Source organism: Silanimonas sp., from assembly GCF_044377035.1.
Taxonomy (GTDB): Bacteria; Pseudomonadota; Gammaproteobacteria; order Xanthomonadales; family Xanthomonadaceae; genus Silanimonas.
In genome coordinates, this window is sequence record NZ_JBILJW010000025.1 from 13773 (window position 1) to 40112 (window position 26340).

Below are 26340 nucleotides of genomic sequence, written 5' to 3' on the forward strand. Positions count from 1 at the left end.
CAGCGCTCCGCCCATTCGCGACGCGTTTGGACTTTTGTCACGCAGCTCTATCGGACGTCCTCATGGATGGGCAGGTCCGACGTGTGCGATCTTCAACTGGACTTCACGTGTTCGTCCGGTCGATACTTTCTGCCCCCCTTGGCATCATCCCCCCGGAGCCACTGTGCGCAGGATCGCGCCCTTTGTTGTCGTCTCATGCCTCTTGCTCGGCGCTTGCTCTCGAAACCCTGGCAGTCCAGATCAATCGCCAGAGTCGCAAGCGGAAGCTGTGGCGGCGTTGGACGCCTTAGAGAGCCTCGTCAAGCAAGATCTGGCGAATCTGCAGTTCGAACTTCGGCCTTTGCTCATTTCGGATGGTGCCGGAGCACGGCTGTTGCCGTTTGCGTCGAGTGAGGAGAAGGGGAAGGTCAGGGACGCTGCGGTGCAATGGCGAGCGTCGCTCGATGCGATCCACGCGGACGCGCTCCCTAAAGAAGGGCAGCAACGCCTTAATCACCTGAAAGCCGTTGCCGATGGGCTGCTTCGTCCCCGTCCCGGTGAGCTTGGGTCGCTCCAGCGTCTGGGCAGCTTGGCAGCACTTGATGCAGCGGTATGGCGCATCGTCTCCTCGCGCGACGTGATCGATGCCCGCATTGCTTCTCGCCAGTGGGCTGATCGCATGCATTCGGTGGGCGAGCAGGTCCTCCTGCGTCAAGCGCAGGCGGAACCCGCTTTGGCTGCGGAATGGGCGTCTGTAGCCTGTGATTTCAGTCTGGCACTCTCCTCCAAGGCTGCATCGGAGGCTGATGCAGGCACCGGGGATGGTAGTGCCGAAGACATTCGAGAGCGCCTAAGTGCCGATGGGCGGTCGGGAACGCGATGTGGGAGCGAAGCGGGCGTGGCAGGGCCTTCCCGCGATGACTCGCAGGGCGTTGTTTCGGCTCCTGACGGCCCTGCGCTGGGTAAGGTGGCTGCGCTCCGCGAGCGCTTCGCGCCGGTTCTGGCGTCGTTGGCGCTCCCGCCGCCCGAGGCGGTTCCCCTCTCCGTGCTCGTGCAGCGTGATCCGTTGTTCGCCGGTTCCAGCGCGCGAAGCGCCATCGACGTGCTTGAAGAGGCCGCGCAACGCCCGGATCGCTGGCTCGATCCCTTGATTGTTGCGGCTACGGGGCACGAGGGCAGTGCTGAGGTCGTTTCGACGTGGGCAGGTCTCGATCTTGTCGACGCTGATGCCTTGTTCGTGCCCAGCAAAGCACCTCAAGTTGGCGACGCGCTGCTTCTGGTCGATCCGTCGCGCATGGCGGGGCGGCGTGACTGGGAAGCAGCGGCGATTGTGGTGGATGCCTTGGTGGCGGATTGCTTTCGCCAGCTGACGGGTCAGATCGACTGCGCATCGAGACGGTTGGAAGGCGTCGCTGAGTTTTTCGGCGGCAACCTGGGTCTTCCGGATCCGCGGCTCGGCGTGGGTGTGCTGTTGAAGTTGGAGGCCTACGCGTCAGCGGGCCGAGGACCTGTGCAAAGCGCTGGCGTCGACCCCAGACCCGTCCAAGACGCGCTCGGCCTGCTGGCGACCCGCGCCGATCGTCGTGCATTGGCGTCCGCATATGGCGGAGTGACGCCTTCGAATTTGTGAGTTGCTGATTTTCTGAAATGAGCCTCGTGCTTCAATGCGGCCCGCGAAGCGGACCGTGGGGAGCGGACGCTTAGTGCACTAGCCGTTCGGAGCATTGGGATGCAAGAGTTTCTGCGACAGGGAGGTTGCGGCCTGCGGGCTGTTGCCGCCGCATGGTTGATGGCCTTGGTCTTTGCGTCGAATGCCCTCGCGCAGTCGGGTGGGATCTGCGCCGAAGTCCGGCTTGAAATTCGACAGCGTGTCAGCCTTGAGCGACAGGCGTTCGAAGCTGTGCTCAAGATCAATAACGGGCTTGATGGCATCAGCGTCGAAGACCTCGCGGTCAATGTCGTCTTTACGACACCTGAGGGGCTGCCGGTTATCGCCAGCTCCGATCCGAGCAACACCTCGGCGCGCTTCTTCCTGCGCCGCGACTTGCTGAGTGGCGTCAATGCCATCGATGGCACGGGCGTCGTTGCTCCGAAGTCGGTGGGCGAGGTGCGCTGGCTGATCATCCCCGCAGCTGGAGCCGGTGGTCAGCTGCCGACGGGCGCGCAATATCGCGTGGGCGCGCGAATCAACTATCGCCTCGGCTCCGAGGGCCGGGAGGCGAACGTCGAGCCGCAGACAATCACGGTGCGGCCGCAGCCTCAACTACGCCTCGATTACTTCCTCGCCAACGAAGTGTATTCGGACGATCCGTTTACTCCGGAGGTTGAGCCGAAAGAGCCCTTTACCCTTGGGGTTCGGGTTCGCAATGCCGGTTATGGCGTGGCCAAGGCCCTGAGCATCGAGTCAGCCCAGCCGAAGATTGTCGAGAACAGACAGGGGCTTGCCGTCGGCTTCGAGATCGAAGGCAGCTATGTTCAGGATGAGGCGTCCTCACCGACATTGCTGACGAACTTCGGTGACATCGGTCCCGGTGGGAGCAAGGTGGGACGGTGGCTCATGTCGACGACCTTGTCCGGTCGTTTCGTGGAGTTTTCGGCCGATTACTCGCACAGCGATGAACTGGGGGGTGACCTCACTTCGCTGCTCCAGTCGGTGGACACGCACCTCCTGGTCAAGGACGTTCTGTCCGACCTTCCGGGACGTGACACGGTGCGCGACTTCCTCGCGCGTGACGGGGACGTCCTCCGTCTTTATGAGTCGAGCGGCGTGGACTCTCCCGTCGACGATCTGTCGACCGAATCCCGCGTAGTCACGACGCCGGCGGAGCCCGGTCGATATCGTTTCGAGGTCGGGCCGAACGCGGGGCCGTGGCACGCGCGCGTGCTTCATGCCGCAGCGGAGGGGCAGTCGATCACGACGGTCACGCGCGCAGACGGTTCGACCCTGCCTGCCGCCAATGCCTGGATCTCGCGCACGCGAGACAACCAGGATCGCTGGCAGTACTTCGTCAACGTCTTTGATACCTCCAGCCGCGGCCCTTATCGGATCAACATTGCGGCATCCACGGACGTCGCAACGTTCTCGGGTGATGTCTACGTCGATGCGGATGGCGACAGCGTCCGTGATCCCGGGGAGGTCGGACTCCCCGGGCTGCAGGTGGCGTTGACGTCCGAGGCCAACCCGGCCAGTACCGTGACTGTGGTGACGTCCGACAGTGGCGGCTTCACTTTCGCCTCAGTCGCGCCCGGAACCTATCGCGCTTCGGTCGCAAGTTCGGCCGGGTATTCCGATGCACAGGCAATCGCCGGCACGGCCGGCGGGCAAGTCGGCATGGGCGTCGTCACGGGGATCACGCTGGTTGGTGGCCAAACGGCGACCGGCTATCAGTTCGTCAAGCGCACCAATGCGCCTGTGGTCCAGGCCGACTTGGCGTTGGTCATCAATGCGCTGAACACCGAGGGTCGTGTGGGAGAAGCGCTCCCGGTGAGTCTGGTTCTCGCCAACGCCGGACCGGATTCCGCGACAGGTGCCCAAGTTGCGATCAACCTGCCGGACGGTTGGAGCATTGCCGCGGGCGATGCATCGGTGGGCAGCTTTGATTCCGCGTCGAGGCGGTGGTCGATCGCCGACCTTCCCTCGAGTGCATCGGCATTGCTGGAACTGGACCTTGTGGCATCGGCCCCCGGTCAGGCGACGCTGTCCGCGACGGCCTCTGCGGCCACGGCTGACGCTGTACCGGGTAACAACAGCGCGCAGCTCAGTCTGGAAACCAGCACCGCACCCCAGCTGACGCCATCGCTCGAGCAGCGTCGTCGCCCCCGTGTGCTGCTGTATGCCTCTTGCTCGGTTCCGTCGAATGAGTCGGTTTGCCGTCAGGAAAATGCCGCATCGATCGCCGCCTTGACGGTCGCCAATGTGGCGCATCGCGTGGTGTTCAGTCGTGAGGGCGCGGTGTCGGGTCTCTACTCGGGCCGCTGGAACGTCGTTTGGCTGAGCGGCACCGCGGGAAGCATCGATCGCGAATTGGCGAACGATTTGAAGGCCGGCGTCTACAGCGGGCTCGGGCTGATCGTGGATCGTCGATTCCAGACGGTAGACGCGCTCCTGCAGTCGGTCCTTCCCGCGCGGAACACGGGGGTGCTGAGCGCGGCGTCCCGTCAAGTTCGCCTCCTTATTCCCCTCGAGGGACAAACGCTCCCCGACTTGGCTGCTCCGGGAGAATCCCTGGCTTTGTCGACACTCAACACCGGCGCGTCCGTCGCTAATTTCGTTCCGAATGGGACGGGTCCGCTGGCTTTGTCACAGCTGGCGCTGGGCAAAGGTTCAACTTGGGCGTCCGGCTTCCGACTTGGCGAGTTTGCCGGCGCAGGCCCGGTGAATGCGGCCGTGTTCGCTGAATTGCTCAATCGGGCGGTTCCTCTTCCGCATGAGCAGGAAGATGGCGGGGCTTGGCTGCAGATCGCCGCAAAGGTCGCCAACGGTCCGGGGGCGCGCTTCACTCGCATCACGTCCATCGCTCCCGTTGGCGGCAAGCTCTCGGATGCGACGCCTGCTCCGCGACTCGCGTCCAATGATCTCGTGACGTGGGACCAGTCGATTCCTGAGAACGGGCAGTTCGATGCATCGTTCATGGCTCGGATCCCGGAACAAGCTGCGGCGTACAGCCTCCTGCTCAGCGCGTCGGAGCTGGTCGGTGGCGTCGAGCGGCCGTCCGAGGAGGCCACGCTGGCGGTGACGCCGCTGGGCTATCGCGCGCTTGTGGACATGGCTCGACAGAAGGCGATTGCGGTTCGTCCGGCGTTGTCGAGCACGCTTCACGTCCATGTCGATGCGTTGATCGCCGCCCTGAATGAGGCTGATGTCGAGCCCGTGGTCGGCAACCGGCTGGCGCTGCGCAGCGCTTTGCTCCGGGCGATCGACCAGCTGAACGCGTTGACCCCTTCCAGTGTCGACCCCACGCGCATCGACGTTGGTCGTGCGCTGGCGTTCGTCGATCGCTCGCTGGAGCAGACCATGCCCCAATGCGGCCCGACGCCACAGAGCTTCGGTGGTTTCGGTTTCCGACCGTTCGGCACCACGGAGCGCATTGAAGCGCGTGGCGGTGGCACCGGTTCAACGGCTTGGGAGTGGGTGATCGGTGCGCGTAGCCGCACGACCGGTGGGTTCGCGCGCGGTGATATGACGTGGGTGTCTGGCCGGGAGTATCGCTGGACGATCGACATTCCCACGAATGGCGCTGCTGTTCTTCGCGTTTTCGATGGCGCGAACCAGCTTTTCCAAGCCTCGTACACCGGAGACGGTGGCGCCAACCTTCCCATGAAGGTCGGTGACGCGTTCCAGATCTACGTCCGAACCGAATCGGGCCAGGGTACCGCCCGCGTCAGCACCCGTGTGACCAAGCTCAACGGCATCACGCTGAGCGGAGATGGCGTCGCCGTCTCCACCGCGGGCAGCGGATCGCTTTCGGAGGCTTTCTTGCACATGTACTCGCGACCGGTCGATGGTGCCCAGCGGATCGAAGGCGGAATCACGCTGACGTATCCCGGGGCCACGGTGCCCGGGAACAGCTTGCTGCAGATGTGGTTGACGCCGGGGTCCGCGCCATGCCGCGAATGATGGCCGTCGCGCTGCCTTTGGCGCTTTGCTTGGCATTGGGCAACTCGGCTGACGCCGCGTGTGCAGCTTCATTGAGCGAGCGGCTCGCTGACGCTCCGTCCCGTGCGTCCGATCCGGCAGGAGAGATGGCCCGAGGCCGCGACGCTCGAGTGTCGTGCCTGACCAATAGCGCCCAGACGCCGCCGGCCGCGCTCCTGGTGGACGTTCGCGATGCGGGGTCCAGATCACGTGTGCCGATCGACGGCGCCACCGTCGTGGATCTCGCCGACCTTCCGGGGTGGAGTGCTCCGGGCGTCGATGTGGTTCTGGTGGGTAACGGCCTGAATCAGGGTGAGCTGCTGGCGCACTGTCAGCAGCTTCGAGGCCGGGGCGTGCGTGCCACGGTCATCGATGGCGGAGCGACAACCGTTGCGGCGAAGCAGGGGGCTTCGGTCGCGATCGTCGAAGCAGCGCTGGTCGACGCGGATGCGGTGGTCGCCGCCCTTCGCTCCGAGCCGGGTACCGCGCTGTTCTCATGGGCCGGTAACGACTCCTTGGAGCACGCCTTGCGTGTTCCGGCTCAGCCCACCGGCTCAGCGATCCGCGAGATCACCCAAGCCTCTGGGCCGCGAATCTTGGTGGGCGACCGCCCAACGGCGGAGCGCTGGTGGTCCGTGCTTCGCGGTGCGGGCGTAGCGCGAGTCTTCATCTACAGCGGCAACGTCGACGCACTCCACGCGGCGTCTGCGCAGCTCGAATCCGTTCATCAGGGGCGCCACTGGGTGGCCCCGACCCCCTGCGAGCGACAGGGTTAACCATGCAGGACGCACCGATGCTGCTTTCCATGACCCGCGCTGCCGTCGCAGCGCTCAAGACCGCTTCGCGCTCTGCGTTGCCGGTGATCATCCTTGGCGTCTCGATGCCCGCCGTTGCCCAGCTTGAGGCGTCCGGTAGCATCACTTCACCGCAGCGTTGGCAAGTCACGGACTCTCCGGTCCGTGTGACCGGTGACGTGGTCATCGAGAACGGTGCGGTGCTGACGATTGATCCGGGCGTGCGGGTTGAAGTCGCGGCCGACGCTTCAGTGACTGTTCGAAACGGCGCGCTCTACGCGGTAGGTACTCCCTCGTCCCGAATCGTCATTACGAGCGCCAGGGTTCCGGCACAGGCGCAGCCGGGTGACTGGGGCCCACTCCGGTTCGAAAACGGCACGTTGGACGCCCAGTCGGCGTTGGACCACGCCATCGTTGAGTACGGCAGTGGTCTCGCGCTCCAGTCAGCCTCGCCGACGCTGCGCAACCTGACGATTCGCCACCACGCCGCACCGGCCATTTCAATCGACACCCGCTCGTCGCCGATGGGCGAGGGCTTGGTGGCAAACGGCAACACGATTGACGGCATCTTGGTTGCCGCCGGCGTGGTGACGGGCGATGTGGTTTGGGGGCTGCGCGGCATTCCCTACGTCGTCCGCTCGGGGACCGTTGAAGTCGGGGCACTGGGTTTCGGTCTCGTACCAGAACGCCTGCGTTTGATTGAAGGCGTTCAGGGCCGACTGGAAGTGAATCTGCCCGAGGTAGCGCCGTCCGGTGGCACATCGGTGACGATTGCGTCTTCCGTGCCGTCGGTTGTGTCGGCCCCCGCCAGCGTTGTGGTCGCGGCCGGCGCCACGCGCGCGGATATCCAGATCACCGCCATCACTGCCGGCAACGCCGTCGTGACCGCCAGCGGCCAGGGCTTCGAGCCTGCTCGCGCCGACATCGAGGTCCTGCCGCGTCCGACGCTTCAGGCACCCGCATCGTTGACGCTGAACCCGGCGCAGTCCCAGCGGGTCACCCTCAATCTCAGCGAGCGCGCGCCTGATTCCGGGCTTCAAATCGCGATCAACAACAGTTCGGCTTCGGTTGTCGACGTGCCCGCACTGATCCAAGTGCCCCCGCGAGCCCGGTCCGTTCCAATGGACGTCCGGGCCCTTGTGGCCGGCGGATCGACGCTCACGCTGTCCGCACCGGGCTGGGCAAGCGCTGTAACGAACGTGGTGGTTCGAGGTCGGGCGTTGGTCCTTCCCGATGAGATCTTTGTGCGCCCGGGTCGAACCACGTCGTCCAGCGTGTCTGTCGCACAGCCGGTGGAAGGCTCAGCCTTGGTGGTTGCGCTGGCCGCTGATCAGCCGGGAGTGCTCGGCATGCCGGCCACGGTGACGATTCCTGTCGGACAGACCACTGCCACGTTCACTGCAGAGGGGCTCTCCTCGGGCTCGGTCACGGTGACCGCGTCGGCGGCTGCCTACGACACGGCCACCACGGTGGCTCGTGTCGAGCGCCTGGAGCTGGCATGGGATCTACCCAGCACCTACGACTACCCGACGGGCGCCGTGATCGGCTACACCCCACGGAGCTTCCCCAATGCCGGACGCCTACGCTTGAACCGGCCAGCGCCGGCGGGTGGCGTACGCGTCCGACTCCGTGCCGTCGACGCGGGTTCGGTCTCTTTCCCGGTGTCCGAGATCACCATTCCCGCCGGTCGGAGCGAGCCATCGTCGCTCGTTCGCTTCCGCGGCGAAGCGATAGCGCTGACGGAGGTGGTTGCCGAGAGTGATGAGGCGGATGAAGTGAGACAGCGCCTTCGCGTGGGCCCGGAGGCAACACTCCGCTTCAACAATGGCAGCCCGACCTTCACCTTGGGTCGGGGCATGGCGGCGCGTCCCAACGTCGTTCTGGAGTCGGACGGACGGTTCGTTCCGCTCTTCGAGTCGGTCGTCGTGACGTTCGTGTCGTCGGATCCTACGAGTGTCGAGGCGTCTGAATCGGTGTCGGTCACGACGATCGGCCAGTCGGTGCCCGGACCGTTGATGCTTGGTCGCGCCACGACGACGGCTCCTGCCATCGTCGAAGCTCGAGCGGAAGCGCCAGCCCTCAGCACCAACCTTTCGGTCTCGGTCGTTGTCCCGCAGGTGCTGATCGAACAGCTTGATGAACGTCGTTCGGTAGGCGCGATCCGAGACCGCTTCAACGTCGCGTTGCGGGTCGCCGCGCCCGATGCAGGAACTCAGTGGCTACCCGAATCCCTGCAGGCGCAGCTGTCGATCATCGACGCGAGCCCTGAAGGCTTGGTGCCGGGCATCTTCCTTTCTCTCGAAGGCGGTAGCGCTGTCGCCCAGGTGCAGGTTGACTCTGGCGGGGTGGCTTCTCGGAGCGCCTACGTTGGCGTCCCGTCGGTTGCGGGGTCCTACCGCGTTCGCGCCGTTGTTCCTGGCTTTGGTTCGACGGATTCGGACCTGCAGCAGGTTGTCGTGCCCCAGCTTGCGATCAGTCGAGCGTCCGGCGCGTTGGCCGTCGGCATGAGGACGAGGCCGGGCTACCTGGCCGTCACCCGCCGGATTGGTGACGCCCCGGCCTTCGTCGATGCCCCTCTGACCGTTCAGCTGGAGGTTTCAGACAGCAGCAAGGCGTCGATCCCCGCCTCCGTAACCATTCCCGCCGGGCAATGGTCAGCGGACTTCCAGGTCGATGGTGTCGCTGCTGGTGCGGAGAGTGTGACGATTCGTGCGACGGCCCCGGGCCATGAGACGGGCGATGTGCTCCAGCTTCAAGTCGTCCAGCCCACGTTGGTCCTTTCCGGACTCGATGACCGTCGCAGCTTGGGTGGTCCGAGGGACTGGTTCCAGATCACGGCGACGACGGATCTTCCCGACGCCATCCCATCAGGCTTGATTTCGCCACGTACCATCGCTCTGTCGCTCGCTAACGCGAGCCCCGCCGACGTGGTCGCTGGCTTCTTCGATCGCTTCAGCTCCGTCGGAGGCTCTCCGGTCAACGAAGTGACCATCCCCGCGAATGAATCGGGCGTTTCTGCGCATGTCGGTGAAGGGCAGAGGGTGGGCACGTACCGGGTTCGCGCTGAGTCCGTCGGTGCGATCACGGCGGAGTCGGCCGAGCAGCGCGTTAGCTCCACCGAGATCCGCTTCAATCTTGCCGAGGCCCAGGTCGGCGTCGGAATGGATTCGACGTACTACCTGTACATCGAGCGTCGACGGGACGGCCAGCTCGTAAACGCCGTGAACCCGACGGTCGTCAACCTGTCGAACCCGCGAACGGACGCGCTGACAGTGCCCGCCACGGTCACGATTCCAGCCAATACGTCGCGCGTGGAGATCCCGCTGCGCGGCGTTTCCGTCGCGTCGAACATCCAACTTGCTGCGACAGGCTTGGGGAACACAGCAACGACCGACGTATCCGTTGTTGTCCCGACCATCAAGATTCGCAGCTTGGATGGCTCGCGCGCGTTGTCGTCCAGGTCTGACTACTTCAACGTGGATGTCAGCGTTGGTGATGGAGGGTGGTACGGCTACCAGACTCTCGTCAGTCCGCTCACCCTCGATGTCGGCTTGGTCGATCTTTCCCCGATGAATGTGGTCTCTGGCGTGTTCGCGGATGAAGCGCAAACCACGCCGTTGACCCAAGTCGTCATTCCGGTGGGGCAAACGAACTCGAGCGCGATGTACGTCGGTACCCCGACGGCTGTGGGCACCTATAGGGTCAGTGTTGGGGCTCTCGGGCTCGCAACGGTGCAATCTGATACGCAGTCCGTCGCTGCTGCACGGATTGCATTTGGGAATGCCTGGTCCTACTACCAGCCCATCGGCCGGGGAATGCAAAAGCAGCTGTGGGTTCAGTTTGCCGTTGGGGATGGTGAGACCTTCTACAACGACCAGGATGTTGTCGTCAGGTTGGAGTGCGTTAATCCAGCCATTTGTGGCGTTGAGGAAGAGATCGTCGTTCCTGCGACCTGCCAAAGCGAGTGCACCGTCGGCGCTCCGGTTTACGTCCGCGGCTTGCAGTTCGGATCAACACAACTTCGAGTCACGGCCCAAGGCATGGAGCCGGCAGAGTTGCAGATCGAGGTTCGCGCGCCAAAGGTGGAGATCATCAACCTTCAGGAGTCGATCGCCGTCTCGGATAGTCCGTCGGACTTCTACGTCAACCTTTGCGTCCCCGGCGATCGATCTTACGGGGAAGACGAAGGTTGCATTGAGGAGCAGGATCGCGCTGTCGAATTCACACTCGATGTCGTTTCGGACGCTCCCGGGTTCGTCGATGTGGTGACGCCGGTGACTCCTGGGAAGATCACCCTCCCTGCGACCTTTGGCTACTACTGGAGCGATCCCATCCAGCTCCAGTTGCCTTCGCCCCGGGTTCCCATCCGAGCCACGATTACGGTCAGCGGCCCCGGCGTGCTCACCGACTCACAAGACGTGGTGGTGGAGTAAGTCATGGAACGGAATCGACTGGGTCTTCTTTCCCTCGCGCTGGCGTTCTCGCTGGCGACCATCGCGCCTTCTGTGGACGCCGCCGAGCTGATCGTCGACGAAGGCGTCGTGGTCAAGTTCGGTGAAGGGGCGGGCATGGACGTTCGTGCCGGCCTTCGCACGGCCCCGGATGTGGTCTTCACCAGTGTCCACGACAGCACGGTGGGCGGAGCAACCTCGTCGGCGACGCCTGAGCGCGGTGATTGGCGGGGTGTGCATGTGCGACCGGCCACCTTGCAATCGGACGTGGACATCGACGGGCTCGAGATCCGCTACGCCGGCGGGCAGGGCCAATCGGCCTTGCAGGTGTCCGGTCGCGACTACGCGATCGGCGGTCTAAGCCTGATCAACAACGAAGTCGGTGTTCGAGCCTCCGGTACGACCGCACTCCGACTGCAGGGCTTGGCCCTCCTCTTGAACGGTGTCGGCCTCGAGGCGGATCGCGAGGCGGAAATCCGCATCGATGGTTCCCAGATCCAGGGCAACTCGGCCTTCGGTGCCGCCAACCGCACCCCCGCTCGCGTCGTGGACGCCCGCGGCAACTGGTGGGGCAGTGCGTCCGGCCCGCGTGACGCGGTCGGCAATCCGGCGGGTACCGGCGATGCGGTGAGCCCCGGCGTCGACTACGGCCAAGCCCGTGCCGACGTGCCTTTGGTCGATTGCCGCGTGTCCACCGCTGATGGCCGCTACGTCGTCAGCACACAGAACATCACCTTGCGCCTCAGCTGCCGCAATGCCGATCGATTCCGCGTCACGACCGCGGCAGCGTTCGCGGATGAGCCCTTTGCTGCCCTGGGTTCCCAGACCACGCTGACCCTGCCGCCGGTGCCTGGCGACTACACCGTGCGTGTCGAGTTCCGCGGGGCCGGTTCGGCGCAGACCATAGTGACCCTTCCGCAGGTCCTGCGCCTCGACCCGGTGCCGCCAACGGCCAGCTTTACTGCCCCCGCCGAGGGGGCGGTCATCGGCGCCAACACGCTCGTGCGCGTGACCGCGTCGGATCCCGTGCAGTTGACGGGCGTCGAGTTCGAGGTCGATGGCATGCCGCTCTCGACGGATACGGCGGTGCCGTACGAGGCCACGCTGCTGATCGATGCCCTGGCGGACGGTGATCACGTCGTGGCTGCGACGGCGGTCAACCGCTTCGGACAGCGCACGCGCGTGCAGCGTCTGGTTCGCGTGCAACGCGATCAGTCCGGCCCGACCCTGAGTGACCTGCGATTCGTGGGTGCGACCCTGACCGATGGCCTCGTGATCGCTTCCAGCGGCCAAGTCAGCATTTCGGCGGTCGATGCGGGCGGTCTGGCGTCGGTCACCGCGCGACTGGGCGACACCGCTCTCGCCAGCGCGGGTGTGTCGGGCAACATCCACCGCTTCACTCTGGCGGCTGACGCGTTCGCGGATGGCAACTACAGCCTGACCGTCGCCGCACAGGATCGAGCCGACAACGCCACTAGTCTCTCCCGCAACGTGACGATCGCCGTTCCGGTGCCCGCGGCCCCGACGTTCTCGTCGCCGGGCTCGCAGCAGCGGCTGACGAATGCCGCCCTGATCGCTTCCGGCAGCGCCTCGCCGGGCAGCCAAGTCACGATCTATCTCAATGGCAGCGCACTTGATGGGGCGACGATCGCGAGCGGCTCCGGCCTGTTCAGTCGCTCGATCACCCTGCCGGCAGAAGGCAACTACACGCTGGCTGCCGAGGCCTCGAATGCGCGGGGTACGGGCCCGCGCAGCGCGGCGTTGAACTTCACCTACCAGCAGGCACCGCCGACGATCGTCTTCAGCTCGCCGGTACAGAACGCCCAGCTGGACGGTCCCGTTGAGCTGGCCGTCTCCGCAGTCGCGGCCGAAGGTATCCAGCATGTCGAACTGTTCGATGGCAGCCAGAGCATCGCGCGCATCAACCAGCCGCCCTACAGCGCGCCTTGGTCGGTCGCGGCGCTGCCGGACGGCCAGCGCACGCTGCGCGCGGTGGTGACGACCTTGAGCGGGCGCACGGCCGAGGCCACGCGCACGGTCATCGTCGCGAAGGCTCCGCCGGAGCCTGAGCCGGTGGTCACGCCGTACGTCGGTACTGTGGATTCGATTACGCCGGAGACCTCCTACGGCGACGTTCCGGTGCGCATCGTCGGCCGCGCGCTGGGCGCTTCCGACAACGCCTTGGTGCCGAACTCGCAGGTGCAGCTCGTGCTGCAGAGCGGCGGTTTCGAGCGGAAGATCAACGTCACGACGGACGGGGAGGGCGCCTACGCCTTCCTGTTCACGCCGCAGGCCAGTGATTCGGGAAGCTACGTGGTGCGCGCCCGCCACCCGCAGCAGCCGGCGCTTCCGGCGGACAGCAAGAGCTTCCGCCTGGATCGCCTGTCGATGACGCCGACCCGCACGGAAATCCGCTTGCCGCGCACCGTGCCCACGACGCTCAACGTCACCGTCCGTTCGGTCGCTTCGAGCCCCTTCAACGGCGTGCGCTTCGTCGCCGACCCGGCACTGCAGCCCTCGGGTTCGCTGCCGGCCGGCCTGACGGTGGAAGCCGGTGATCCGGTCGGCATTGCCGCGGGCCAGCAGTTCAGCGTGCCCGTGCGTCTCACCGCCTCGGCGTCCACGCCGGAGTCGGCCAGCCTGATCCTCGCACTGCGCTCTTCGACCAGCGGCTCCGCCAACCTTGGCACCGTGCGCGTCGACCTCGTGGTGCAGAACCCGCAGTCCGCGCTGTCCGTCACCCCGAACGGGGCCACCATCGGCGTGGTGCGCGGCACCCAGGCGCAGGCCGTTGTGACCCTGACCAACCAAGGCTTCGCCCCGGCCACGGGACTCGAACTGCGTCTGCTCAATGAGGCCGGTACGGGCCCGGCACCCGCGTGGTTGAGTCTGGGTGCTGCTGCGCAGGTGGCCAGCTTCCCCGTGGGGGGCTCGCTGGAGATCCCGCTCAACGCGGCGCCGCCGGCCAGCGTGGCGGATGGGGTCTATCGCGGTCGATTGGCCATCGCGGCGGCCAGCGGCGGCAGCCTCGTGGTGCCGTTCGTCGTCAACGTGACGCAGTCCGGCCAGGGCAACGTCGCCTTCCACGTCGAGGACATCTACACCAACACGCTCGACGAGAACGGCCAGCGCATTCTGGGCCTCGCCAATGCCCGCATCCGCGTGCAGAACGAAGCCGTGCCCTCGATCGAGCGCACGGTGACGACGGATGCGAACGGCCGTGCGCGCATCGACGACCTCCCGGTCGGCAACTACGTGCTGCGGGCCAATGCGGCCAACCACGAGGATGCGCAGGGTCGCTTCCGCATCCAGCCGGGCGTCACGGTCGACAAGGATGTGTTCCTTGACTACGCCGCCGTCAGCTTCGACTGGTCGGTGACCGAGACCACCATCACCGACCGCTACGACGTGGTACTGAACGCGGTTTACCAGACCCGCATCCCGATGCCGGTGCTGTTGATCGAGCCGACCGTGCTCAACCTGCCGGACATGCAGGTGGGCGAGGAGATCTCCGGCGAGATCACCATCAGCAACTACGGTCTGATCCGCGCCGACGGCGTGCTATTCGAGCCGCCGAAGAACGACGGCTACTTCCGCTACGAGTTCGAGGGCGAGGTGCCGACGACGCTTGAAGCTAGGCAGCGCGTCACCTTGCGCTACAAGGTGACGGCCGTCGCCCCGCTTCCCGGCTTGATTCAGGGCGGTGGCTCCTTCAACGCATCGAAGGATGTCATCAACCTCGCCAAGATGGTTGGTCTCACCAAGACCGCAGATCTGCTGCAGTCGGCATCGACGGGAGGCTGTCAGAGCTACCGCGCAAGCTACGGGGCGCAGGCCAGCTTCCAGTGCGCCAATGGCGACACTCGGGGTGCGAGCGCGCCTGGCTTTTTCAGCAAGGCCTATGGCCAGGGCTGCGGTGGCGGTGCGGGCGGCGGCGGTGCCGGTGGTGGCAACGGCGCCGGCGGCGGCCCTTGGGCCGGCGGCACGTCGGAACCCATCGGCCCGAAGTGCCCGCCGGAGTGTGATGCCTGCCCCTGCAGACTCGGTGCATCGAAGGGTGGTGAAGGCGGTGGCGATGCCAGCGGCCCCTCGCCCGGCCCGGAGGGCGGCCCGTGATTCTTTCTTCTTTCATTCCCAAGGCCGTTGATTCCGGCACGGACGCAGGTGGTGTGATGTTTGGATGGTTTTCGCGGCTGCGTCTTGCGGCTCTGCTGTTGGCTTTGCTCGTCCCCTCGCTGGTGCTGTCCTCGGTGCGTTTGCCGAACGGCGAATGGCGCCTCTCGAACACCGATCTGCGGGTTTCGACGCCGCGCGGCGTGATCGCGGTGGAGCGGACGTGGCAGTCGGACGACCTGAACAAGTCGGCCTACAGCTGGCACCCGAACCCGGCGTGGTCGGACCTGACGTTCGAGCTGGACGACATTGATGGCAGCGTGAAGCGGATCGAGCGCTCGGGCTCGCGGTATGAGCGCAGCGGCGATGCGTATGTGTTCGAGCGGCGCTTCCTGATCCGCAAGACGGCGACGGGCTGGCGCTGGGCCGATCCGCAGGGGAACTGGATCGACTACACGGCGGAAGGGCAGATCACCGCCTACGGCGACCTGGGCGGCGTGATCGCCCGCTTTGACCGCTCGGAAGGGCGGATCACGGCCGTGCGCGGCGCCGACAACGCGGTGGCGCTGACCTACACGTACACGGGCGGTCAGGTTACGGCGATCACCGCGGCCGATGGCCGCTCGGTGGCCTATCGCTGGAGCGGCACCCAGCTGATCGAAGTGACCGACGCCAGCGGGGCGGTGTGGAAGTACGGTTACCGCAGCGGCCTGATGACGTCGATGACGGACCCGACGGAGGCCACGACGACGTTGACCTATGTTGGCCCGCGCGTGGCGACGCTCACCGACCCGGAAGGCGGCGTGCAGCGCTGGACTTACGACTACGACCGGGTGAAGCGGCAGTTCGTGAACGTGCACCGCAGCGCGGCCGGCGTGGAGCGCGAGCGGGTGTACAGCATCGGCGGCACCCTGCTGCGCGAGACCGTGGGCAGCCGCACCGTGTACCGGCTGGTGCGCGACGGCACGAACGTCGAGATCGCCTTCGATGAGCGCGGCCAGCGCACGCGGACGGTGTTCGACAGCAACCGCAACCCGCTGGAAGTAACGCACCCGGACGGCACGACGGTGACGACGGCCTACCACCCGGTGTTGAACCGCCCGGTGCAGGTGACGGACGAGTCCGGAACGATCACCACGATGCGCTACGACGCGGCCGGCCGGCTGCTGGAGCGCGTCGATGCGGTGGGCACGCCGGTGGCGCGCACCACGACCTACACCTACGACGCCCAAGGGCGGCTGACGAGCAAGACCCAGGGCGGCGCCACGACCACGTGGACCTATACATCACGCGGGCAAGTTGAAACGCAGACCGACCCGGAGGGCGGAATCACTCGCTTCACGTACGACGCGAACGGCTTCCTGCAGCGCCGCACCGACCCGCTGAACCGCACCACCAACTACACGCACGACGAGCTTGGCCGTCTGGAATCCATCACCGACGCGCTGGGCCAGACGACGCGCTACGGCTACGACGCCCTAGGCCGCCGCACCGGGGTCACCGATGCCGCCGGTCGCACCACGACCACGCGCTACAACGGCAACGGCTGGGTGACGGCCATCACCGGCCCGGACGGCGGCGTGCAGGCGATGACCTACACGCCCGACGGCCAGGTGGCGACGCAGACCGACGCCGAGGGTGCCGCCAGCACGCTGGCCTATGACGCCGATGGCCGACTGGAGAGCCAGACCGACGCGGCGGGCAACGTGACCCGTTATGTCTACGGCGACAGCGCCACGGCCACCGAAGGCCTGCTCGTTGCCGTGCAGTACCCGACCTTCACCGAGCGCTACCGCTTTGATGCCCGCGACCGGCGCATCCAGACCACCCGCGAGTACGAGGGCCGCACCGAAACCGAGGTCACGGGCTTCGATGCCGTGGGCCGGGTGATCAGCCAGACCGATGCGGCAGGCCGCAGCACCTTGAACGCCTACGACGCATTGGGACGCCTGACCAGCACGACGGACGCCCTGGGCGGCATCACAGCCTACGGCTACGACGCCCGCGACAATCTGCTGAGCGTGACGGACGCCAACGGCGGCACACATCGCTTCGGCTACGACCTGGCGGATCGCGTGCTCACCGAAGCCCGGCCGGGTGGCGAGACGATCACCTACGCCTACAACGCGGCGGGCGAGCTGATCACGCGAACGGCGCCGGGCGGTGAGCGACGCAGCTATGGCTACGACAATGCCGGCCGACGCACCACGGAAACCCAGCGCCGCGCGGGTGCGACCGAAGACGAGCAGAGCATCACGTACCGTTTCGATCCGAGTGGCGAGCTGACGGGCTACACACAGGAAGGGCGTACCAACAGCGCCGCGATCTACACGCTGGACGAGGCGGGGCGGAGGGCGAGCGAAGCCATCACCTACGGTAATGGCCAAAACGCCATCACCCTGACGGTGGGCCACCGCTGGCGGAAGAACGGCCAGCGCGAGGCGCTGGTGTACCCGGACGGCACGACGGTCAGCTACGCGTTCGACCCGGCGAACCGCCTGAGCCGCATCACGACGCCGGCCGGCACGTACACCTACGCCGACTACCGCTGGAGCCGGCCGCAGGCGATCACGATGCCGGGCACTACGCGCGAGCAGCGCTTCGACGGCCTGCTGCGCCCCACGAGGCTGAAGAGCAGCGCGACGGGGCAGGGCGACACGCTGCGGATGGACTACGGCTACACCTATGGCCCGACCGGCGACATCACCGAGAAGACCAGCGAAGACGGAACGACGAGCTACGGCTACGACGCGCTGGGGCGGCTGACGAATGTGCAGCCGAGTGCTGCCTTGCAGAGTGCGGGGCTGCCGGTCGAGCAGTACCAGTACGATCCGGTGCACAACCGCACGGCGAGCCTGCATCAGCCGGGTACTTGGCGGTACGACGCCAACCACAGCCTGCTGGAGCGAGGCGCCGGATCAAGCCGCTGGAGCTACCAGACCAATGCCAATGGCCTTCGCACCGAGCAGCAGGGCCCGGCAGGCAATCTGGTCTACCGCTACAGCGCGGCCGAGCGCCTGATCGGGCTGGAGCGCAACGGACAGACGATCGCGCTGTACGGCCACGACCCGTTCAACCGGCGGATCGTGAAGAACGCCAATGGTGCCCTGACTTGGTTCGTCTACAGCGATGAGGGCCTGATCGCCGAGATCGATGCGCAGGGCAATACGACCAGGACCTACGGCTGGCAGCCGAATGGCCTGTGGGGCACCGATCCGGTGTTTCTGGCCAACGTCAGCACGCAAGCCAACGCCAGCCTCTGGGCGATCCACAGCTACCACAACGATCACTTGGGCACGCCGCAGCGATTGACGGATGCCCAAGGCCGGTTGACTTGGAAGGCGATCAGCGAGAGCTTCGGGTTTGCCGACGTGTTCACCGGCAGCCGCGGCGGCGTCCAAGGCGCAGACGCAACAATTGCGATCGTCAACCCGCTGCGCTTCCCGGGCCAGTACTACGACCCGGAGGTCGGGACGCACTACAACTACCATCGCGACTACGAGCCGCAAACAGGTCGATACGTCCAGACCGATCCGATTGGGTTGGGGGGGGGTGTGAATCTGTCGCTCTACTCGTACTCATCCCCAACGGTGTTTGTTGATCCTCGCGGTAACGTGGTGATGTGTTTTGTGCCAGTTGTTGGCCAGATAGGTTGTGGGGCAGTCATCGTTGGTCTTGGTGCTGCTGCATTGATCTGTTACGCCAGTGGTGCATGTCAAGCAGCATCGCAGGCTGGCGCCGACGCGTTAAATGATGCGATGAATGATTCGAGGGACTCGACTGCTACTGATGTTTCGATTCGTCCACCGGGGGACTGTACTCGGGAACAGCATCGTTATCTTCAGAATCAGGTGGATATCGCGTGTCAGTACTCTGGTCAGCGGCGCTGCTACAGTTCTGATAGCTGCGAGGAGAATCAGCGAAAGATTTCGGCAAACTCAGCATGCGCCGAGGCGCGAAGGAATATAAACAGCAGGTGTTTTCGTGGCGGGGATCCGGGGCATCAGGAGGCAGAAGAAATTGCAGTTAACGCATTGAATAACTGCATAAACTTGCGGTCAAAGTGTTGCGGACTTTCGTCGGGTGTGTGGTGAAAGATAGCTTGAAGAAGCAGATCGTCGAGGTGTTCTCGGCGTCTGGTAGAAGAGTCGAGTCTAGAAGTTTGATTCGTGGTGCTTCCATCGAGGCGCAGAGGATCAAAGCCCTCTTTTTTGATCTTGGTTTAGATCGAGTAGATTCGAAACACCTTCTCGCCTATGACGAGCTTTATGATCTTTCCGCTCTTCCTGCTTTTCTTTCAAGGGAAGGACTTTTTGCTTTTTTGCCTAAGCTTCTTCTGATTTTTGTTGATGACAGTGACGGGGTGTTCATTGCGCTTGCTGAGTCACTCCTGCTCAAGATCGTGAAGAATGACGATGTTTTCTCAGTTCGGGGGCTGAGTCTGGAGCAGCGGAAGGTTTTGGTCGAAGTCTTTCGGTTCTTGCAGAAGCAATACTCAGGCGACGATCGGTTTGTCATCTTGGCCGGTCGTGCTCTCGCGGTTCTCCGTGAAGTGCCTTAGTTGGGAGTCGAAAGTTCGTTCTCTTAAGGAGGTCGGATCCTCTGCCTAGCGGACTGGCCGCGTCCCGGCCCGGAGGGCAGCCCGTGATTCGTTTCTTTTCTTTCAATCAATCGGCCGTTGATTCCGGCACGGACGCAGGTGGTGTGATGCCTGGACACATTTCGCGGCTGCGTCTTGCGGCTCTGCTGTTGGTTTTTCTAGTGCCTTCGCTGGCTCATGGTTCCGTTCGCCTACCCAACGGCGAATGGCGTTTGTCGAAAACCGATCTGCGGGTTTCGACGCCGCGCGGCGTGATCGCGGTGGAGCGGACGTGGCAGTCGGACGATTTGAACGAATCGGCGTATTCGTGACACACGAACCCGGTTTCGTCGGATCTGAAGTTCGGGCTGGACGCTGTCGTTTCGATGGCCTCATAACTTGCGACAACGTCGCCGTTTCTTGTCGTTACGCTAAACTCCGAACGCATTGACGAAAGCTTCACTTCACGGACGATCCGCATGGACCGCATCGCTAAAGAACGGGATTTCCACGACCAGCGTTTTCGTGATCACGACGAAGACGTTCGGCACGACCTCGGCAAGTACTACAGCGTCTACACGCTGAATACGGCGCTCTATAACGCCTTGCTGGGCCGCTACCTGCCGAGTCGCGATGTGCTCGAGTACGGTTGCGCCAAGGGCGAGAAGTCGCTTCGTTGGGCGAAGCAGGGTGCTCGGGTGACGGGCATCGACATCTCCGATGAAGCGGTTCGCATCGCCAATGCGGAGGCGCAGAAGGCCGTCCTGCCGGCGCAGTTTTTTGCCATGAATGCCGAGAAGATGGACTTCGCCAACGACAGCTTCGACGTCGTCTACGGCGAAGGCATCCTTCATCACCTGCATCTCGACCAGGCCTACGCCGAGGTCGCTCGCGTGCTGAGGACGGACGGGCGGGCGGTTTTCGTGGAGCCCATGGGCCACAACCCGGCGCTGAATCTCTATCGGAAGCTGACCCCTGCGATGCGCACGGAGGACGAGCACCCGCTGGTGAAGCGCGACCTGACGCTCCTGCGCCGTTACTTCAAGAGCGTGGACGTCCACTACTTCCACATCGCCACTTTGGCGGCCGTGCCCTTCCGCAACACCGTCCTGTTCAAGCCCCTGCTGGCCGTGCTGCATCGCGTGGACCGGGCCTTGATGCGCCTGCTTCCGCCGATCCGCCACTGGGCTTGGGTGGTGGTGATCGACATCGCCGGGCCGCTTCGCCCCATGCTCTAGGGGCGGTGAACACTCCGGGGTGCGTGGGGTTCTTTGGGCTGCCTGGTATGCCATCCGGTATGCCATGACGCCTTCGCTGTCGTTGCTTCTGATTGCGGCTCGTTGCGGGCTTGAAGCCTCGAAATCCGCGTCTTTGCTGGCTTTCCGCCGGGTTCGTTGTTGATCGTTGGACCTGGTTGTCTCTCGCGAAGGCGGGCACTCTCTCCGCCACTATCGATCAGCCCGGGGCATCCACCGCCAGCGTGCCCTGCAGGCAGGCGCCCGCGGCGAATTCCTCGGACGCGGCCCAGCCTTGCGGCGTCAACGTCGCGCCGAACGATTCTCCGCTCAAGCGGACTTCGATCTGCCCCTCGGCATCGGGCGACGCCACCCACGCGACGTCGTGCGCGGTCTCGCCGATGCGCACCTTGGCCCGGCCGTCATCGCGGAACCGCAGCCAGCCGCCTTCGCCGCTGCCGGCCTCGCAGGTGATCGTCACCTTGTTGCCGGCCCAGCCCGTGGGCAGGGACGTGAGTTGCGGCCAGTTCTCGCCGCCCAGCCCGGCGCGGCGGATCACCACGGGGCCGTTCTCGATGCCGATCGGCGCGACGTAGCGCCCGGAGAGCAGCGCGTCGCGGGCTAGGCGGACCGCCGGATCGCTGTCTTCGCCGTCGAGGACGATCTCGCCGCCTTTGCCTTCGCGCCAGGAGAGGACGGTGTCCTCCTCGCCTTCAGCGCGGGCGATGCCGCTGCCGTCCGCGTGCAGCGACACCTGTAGCGGCTTTCCTTCGATGAAGCCCTCGTACTCGCCCGGCACCTCGGCCGCCGGGATCGCGGCCACGGGTTGCGCGGGCGTGCCGTCCTCGCCAGTGGATTCCGCCACCCACATCCCGATCAGCGCGATGGCGAGTAGCCCGGCCACTACGGCGGCGCCACCCAGCATCCACCAGACGAGCGTCGGCGTGCGCGAGGCCGTCTTCGCCGAGCGCAGCGGCGGCGGTGGCGTGATCGTCATCGCCGGCTGTGGGGGCAGGGGAGGCGGCGGCGTGAGCGCCGTGCCCTGCAGCGACGAGGCGGGCGTCGTCGCCGCATCGTGCAAGGCGGGAGGTGTCGCGACGCCTTGCAGGGGCGGCGGCGTGGCGGCGGCGGACGCCGCCTGGGCGTCGCGCAGCGCATCGATCAACGCCGTCGCGCTCGGGTAGCGGGCTTGCGGGTCTTTCGCCATCGCCCGCATCAACACCGCACGCATCGCTGGCGTCATCGATTCGAGCGGCTTTTCCGGCAGGGGTTCGAGGGCGTGCTTCAAGAGCACGGCATGCGGGGTATCGGCGTCGAAGGGCAGGAGGCCCGTCCACCACTGGAAGCAGATCACGCCGAGGGCGTAGAGATCGGAGGCGTGCGTGAGTTCATGGCCCAGCGCCTGCTCCGGCGACATGTAAGCCGGCGTGCCCACCGTGCTGCCGGTGCCGGTCTTCACCAGTGCCGTCGCCGCCAGCAGTTTCGCGACGCCGAAGTCCGCGAGGTAGGCGTGGCCGTCCTCGTCGAGCAGGATGTTCTGCGGCTTCAGGTCGCGATGGATCACGCCGCGACGGTGGGCATGGTCCAGAGCCCTGGCCACGTCGCCGAGCATCGAGAAGCCTTCCGCCGCGCCCAGAGGACGCTCCGCCAGCCGCCGTGAGAGATCGCCGCCCGCGACGTAGCGCAACGCCATCCACGGCACGCCATCCTCGATGCCGAAGCGGTACAGCGGCACGATGGACGGATGCTCGAGCGAGGCGATGGTCTGCGCCTCCTGCTGGAAGCGCGCGACGAAACTTGGTTCATCGGCGAGATCCTCGGGAAGGATCTTCAGTGCGACCTGCCGCGCGAAACCCGATTCGGCCGCGAGGTAGACCGACGCCATCCCGCCGCGGCCAAGCTTCCGCACGACCGTATACCCGGCAAACCCCTGGCCTTCTTTCAATCGCATGGACGATCCCCTGAACGTCCCGGCCATCATCACCGCAGGCCCGGTGAGAGGGAAGGGCGCTCTTCGGCGTGCGGTCGGCGCCGCGACGATCTCCTACATGGATTCACGAAATGCGCCATCGCGGGCCGCTTCACACAGGCTTAAGCTTCCCCCATCCCCAACCCACCCCCCGGGGAGCAAGGAGAGGAAATGATCAAGGTGTTCCTGTTGGACGACCACGCGCTGGTGCGAACCGGCTACCGGCTCATTCTTGAGCGGGAAACCGACATGCAGGTGGTCGGCGAGGCTGAAGACGGTGAGACCGGCCTGCCGCTCATCCGCCAGCTGGTGCCCGACGTGGTGCTGTGCGATCTCCACCTGCCGGGCGTCAGCGGCCTCGAGATCACCGAACGCCTCGCCAAGGGCGATACGCCGACGCGCGTCGTGATCTGTTCGGTGCAGCAGGATGGCCCGATGCCTCGCCGCCTGATGGCCGCCGGTGCGCACGGTTACGTGGGCAAGGGCTGCGACGCCAACGAACTGTTGCGAGCGATCCGCGAAGCCGCCCGCGGCAAGCGCTACCTCGCCAGCGACGTGGCACAGCACATCGCGCTGGGTGGAGCCCAGGCGGAGTCGCCGTTCGAGAACCTGTCGCCGCGTGAGATGGAAGTGGCGAAGCTGCTGTGCCAGGGTCTGAAGCTCGAGGAGATCGGGCGCCGCCTGCACCTCAGCGGGAAGACCGTCGCGACCCACAAGTACCGACTTCTCGACAAGCTGGCGATCAAGGACACGGTCTCGCTGGCCCGCCTTGCCACGCAGTACGGCGTGCACGACGCGACGCTCTCGCCGAACTGAGGCCTCCTGCCCCGGCCACTGGCGTGAGAAAGAAAAACGGCCCGGAAGACCGGGCCGTTTTTCATGCAGCGTCTCGCGCGGCCTGGGCCGCCCTTGATCAGGCGGGGCGCGGGCCGTCGTCGCGAACCGATGCGTCGCCGGCGTCCGGAGCAGCCGCCGTCGGGACCTCCGACGCTGGGCTCGTCACGGAGAGTTCGGCGAGCAGGTCGCGCTGCAGCGGCGAGACCACCGGAGCCGCCTCCACCACCGGGGCAGTGTCGACCGCGGCCGCGGCGACGTCGACGACCGGGGCGGCTTCCACGACGACGGCGGCGATCGGGGCGACCGGAGCCGCTTCCACGGCCACCGGTTCGGCTTCGACGGCCGGAGCCGCTTCCACGGTCACCGATGCGGCTTCGACAGCCGGAGCCGCTTCCACGGCCACCGATGTGGCTTCGACCACGGCGGTCACGGGCGCAGTTGCCGCCACGGGTTCCGCCCGCGGTGCGGCGGCCGGTTTTGCCGGGGCCGGCAGGTCGTCGAAGTCGGTTTCGGCGCTGGTCAGCAGCACGGCGGCCGGCGCTGCGAAGGCGCGATCGCCCGCGGGCTTCGGCGACTCGCCGTCCTCGTCACCCTCGGCGTCGTCGCCGAAATCCTCGCCATCCAGCGCATCGCCCGCGGCGGTGCCATCGGCACCGTCCGTGCCGGCGCCGCGACGGCGGCGACGTCCACCGCGACGGCCGCGGCGACGCTTGCCGCCCGCGCCGGCTTCGGCCGACGAGGCGCTGTCCGAACCGTTGGTCTCGACGCCTTCGATGGCCGTCGTGTCGACGATGGCTTCGGCCGTCTCGGGCGTCGGCGCGAGGCCTTCGGCCGGCGCGACGTTCGCGAAGGGGCGCGTCGGCTCGGAGACCGCGGACTCGGCGATCACGGCCACGCCTGCGACGGCACCTGCGGCTGCGGCCGTACCGTTCGTACGCGGCTCCTGCGGACGACGGCCCGGGTCCTGCTTGCGCTGCTCGGCCTTCTCGGCTTCGCGCTTCTGCTGTTCTTCCCGACGCTGCTGCTTCTCGAGGCGACGCTGCTCCTCGAGCTTGCGCTGCTCGTCGATGCGCTTCTGCTCTTCGGGGCTCCGCTCCGGCTTGTTGCCGTTGCGGTCGCGGCGGTCGCCGCGGCCGGGGCGTTCGGCGCGCTCGGCGCGCGGCGCGGGCTGCTCGCCGGTGGTGGTGCCCTGGCGCTCGCCACGCTCGCTGCGCTCGTTCGTGCGGTCGCCGCGGTTGCCGCGCTCGTTGCGATCGCCGCGCTGGCCACCGCGGTCGTTGCGCGGGCCGCGATCCTCGCGGCGCGGGCGCTCGCCCTGCGGCTTGCCGGGGGCGGCGGCCGGGGCGGCGGCGGGAGCGCCGTCGTCGCCGGTGAACACCGACATCAGGCGGCTCCAGAAACCGCGCTTCTGCGGCGCGGCCACGGGCGCGGCGGCGACCGGCGCGACGGGCGCCGGAGCGACGTCGCCCTCGAAGGCCTGCACCGGGCGGTTCGGCATCGGCTGCACCGGCTGCACCTTCGTCACGGCCGGGGCCGGCGGGATGTTCAGCTGGTTCTTCGTCAGCGCATGCAACTCGAGCTTGCGCGGCGAGGTGCGGTGGTAGCTCGGCTTCGACGATTCCTCGCCCAACTCGTTCTCGCGCAGACGCGTGACGGTGTAGTGCGGGATATCGAGCGCCGGGTCGGCGACGATGATGATCGGCGAATCATGGCGCTGCTCGATCTCGGTGATCGCGCGGCGCTTCTCGTTGAGCAGGTAGTTGGCGATCTGCGACGGGGCCTGCACCAGCACCTGGCCGGTGTTCTCCTTCATCGCATGCTCTTCCACCACGCGCAGGATCGACAGCGACAGCGACTCGACGCTGCGCACGCGGCCGTGGCCGTCGCAGCGCGGGCAGACCATCTGGCTGCTTTCACCCAAGGAGGGGCGCAGGCGCTGGCGGCTCATTTCCAGCAGGCCGAAGCGCGAGATGCGGCCGATCTGCACGCGGGCGCGATCGTGCTTCAGGGCGTTCTGCAAGCGGTCCTCGACCTGGCGCTGGGCCTTGGTCGAGCTCATGTCGATGAAGTCGATGACCACGAGGCCGCCGAGGTCGCGCAGGCGGAGCTGGCGGGCCACTTCCTCGGCCGCTTCCAGGTTCGTCTGCAGCGCGGTTTCCTCGATGTCGCCGCCCTTGGTGGCGCGGGCCGAGTTCACGTCGACCGAGGTGAGGGCTTCCGTCTGGTCGATCACCAGCGCGCCGCCCGAGGGCAGGCGCACGTTGCGCTCGTAGGCGTTCTCGATCTGCGATTCGATCTGGAAGCGGTTGAACAGCGGGATCGGGTCGCCGTAGAGCTTCAGCTTCCGCAGGGCGTTCGGCATGACCTGCTGCATGAACTCTCGGGCTTCGTCGTACATCGCCTGGGTGTCGACGAGGATCTCGTTGACGTCGCCGCGCAGGTAGTCGCGCAGCGCGCGGACGATCAGGCGCGATTCCTGGTAGATCAGGAACGGCGCCGGCTTCGACAGGGCGGCGTCGCAGATGGCGCGCCAGACCTGCAGGAGGTAGTTCAGGTCCCACTGCAGCTCTTCCGCGTCGCGGCCGACGCCGGCGGTGCGGATGATGACGCCCATGTCATCGGGGATGTTGATGGCGTCCAGCGCTTCCTTCAGCGCCTGCCGGTCTTCGCCCTCGATGCGGCGCGAGACCCCGCCGGCATTCGGCGAGTTCGGCATCAACACCATGTAGCGGCCGGCCAGCGAGATGA

General features: G+C 66.0%; 12 protein-coding genes. 10 read left to right on the forward strand and 2 right to left on the reverse strand.

The window, feature by feature from the left end; translation table 11 throughout:
• The first annotated feature begins 277 nt into the window (after positions 1–277).
• From ACIQ6S_RS12685 to ACIQ6S_RS12725, 9 genes are all read left to right on the forward strand, one after another.
• Entirely contained in the window at positions 278–1609 is a 1332-nt protein-coding gene (locus ACIQ6S_RS12685) for a hypothetical protein (protein WP_397608679.1), read from the forward strand.
• Positions 1610–1708: 99 nt separating this feature from the next.
• Positions 1709–5596, forward strand: coding sequence for an SdrD B-like domain-containing protein (locus tag ACIQ6S_RS12690; RefSeq protein ID WP_397608680.1), 3888 nt, complete (start codon positions 1709–1711; stop codon positions 5594–5596).
• The gene (locus ACIQ6S_RS12695) at positions 5593–6390 is read left to right on the forward strand and encodes a hypothetical protein (protein WP_397608681.1); all 798 of its coding nucleotides are present in this window, start codon (positions 5593–5595) and stop codon (positions 6388–6390) included. The genes ACIQ6S_RS12690 and ACIQ6S_RS12695 overlap by 4 nt, the downstream gene beginning before the upstream one ends.
• Positions 6391–6407: 17 nt before the next feature.
• A complete protein-coding gene (locus ACIQ6S_RS12700; protein ID WP_397608682.1) occupies positions 6408–10841 on the forward strand; it encodes a hypothetical protein in 4434 nt (1477 codons plus the stop codon).
• Positions 10842–10844: 3 nt separating this feature from the next.
• The gene (locus ACIQ6S_RS12705) at positions 10845–14975 is read left to right on the forward strand and encodes an Ig-like domain-containing protein (protein WP_397608683.1); all 4131 of its coding nucleotides are present in this window, start codon (positions 10845–10847) and stop codon (positions 14973–14975) included.
• Positions 14972–19066, forward strand: a complete 4095-nt coding sequence (locus ACIQ6S_RS12710) for an RHS repeat-associated core domain-containing protein (protein ID WP_397608684.1) — start codon at positions 14972–14974, stop codon at positions 19064–19066. The genes ACIQ6S_RS12705 and ACIQ6S_RS12710 overlap by 4 nt, the downstream gene beginning before the upstream one ends.
• Before the next feature lie 8 nt (positions 19067–19074).
• A complete protein-coding gene (locus ACIQ6S_RS12715) occupies positions 19075–19533 on the forward strand; it encodes a hypothetical protein (RefSeq protein ID WP_397608685.1) in 459 nt (152 codons plus the stop codon).
• Positions 19534–19616: 83 nt separating this feature from the next.
• On the forward strand, positions 19617–19883 hold the full coding sequence (locus tag ACIQ6S_RS12720) for a hypothetical protein (RefSeq protein ID WP_397608686.1): 267 nt from the start codon (positions 19617–19619) through the stop codon (positions 19881–19883).
• 147 nt (positions 19884–20030) lie between these two features.
• Positions 20031–20789, forward strand: a complete 759-nt coding sequence (locus ACIQ6S_RS12725; RefSeq protein WP_397608687.1) for a class I SAM-dependent methyltransferase — start codon at positions 20031–20033, stop codon at positions 20787–20789.
• A gap of 217 nt (positions 20790–21006) precedes the next feature.
• On the opposite strand, the gene ACIQ6S_RS12730 is transcribed toward ACIQ6S_RS12725, so the two are convergent.
• Positions 21007–22737, reverse strand: coding sequence for a protein kinase (locus tag ACIQ6S_RS12730; RefSeq protein WP_397608688.1), 1731 nt, complete (start codon positions 22735–22737; stop codon positions 21007–21009).
• A gap of 189 nt (positions 22738–22926) precedes the next feature.
• On the opposite strand from ACIQ6S_RS12730, the gene ACIQ6S_RS12735 reads away from it, so the two are divergent.
• Positions 22927–23571, forward strand: a complete 645-nt coding sequence (locus tag ACIQ6S_RS12735; RefSeq protein WP_397572384.1) for a response regulator — start codon at positions 22927–22929, stop codon at positions 23569–23571.
• Between the two features lie 97 nt (positions 23572–23668).
• Here ACIQ6S_RS12735 and ACIQ6S_RS12740 read toward each other — a convergent pair.
• The coding region (locus ACIQ6S_RS12740; protein WP_397608689.1) for an Rne/Rng family ribonuclease at positions 23669–26340 on the reverse strand (2672 nt) is incomplete at its 5' end.